The sequence below is a fragment of the Bacillus cereus group sp. N21 genome, from assembly GCF_016483395.1.
Taxonomy (GTDB): Bacteria; Bacillota; Bacilli; order Bacillales; family Bacillaceae_G; genus Bacillus_A; species Bacillus_A pseudomycoides.
The window spans coordinates 1-247 of sequence record NZ_JAEHBX010000401.1; the positions used below are offsets into that span (position 1 = coordinate 1).

Sequence of the window (247 nt, forward strand, 5' to 3'; positions counted from 1 at the left end):
TATAATGGGTGTTCTGTTTTCAATCATTATTCCATTTGATAGAAAACATATAGTACGGAAAAATGGATATAAAATTGATTTTATAAAAACAAAAGTGTATTTTCGCTGGAATGTATTTGATACTATTTCTGTCTGCCTTGCGTTGTATGCATGCATATGTGTGCAAGCGTTAAATATTTTAGTTGCAATGGGATTTACGATTCAAAACCCATATGTTCAATTTTTTACAAATCAATCACAATTGTGG

The 247-nt window shown here is 29.6% G+C and carries 1 pseudogene; it reads left to right on the plus strand.

Features of this window, described 5'->3' with window-relative positions:
- Position 1 precedes the first annotated feature (1 nt).
- Positions 2-247: pseudogene (locus JDS96_RS31385) on the plus strand (hypothetical protein); the annotation flags it as partial.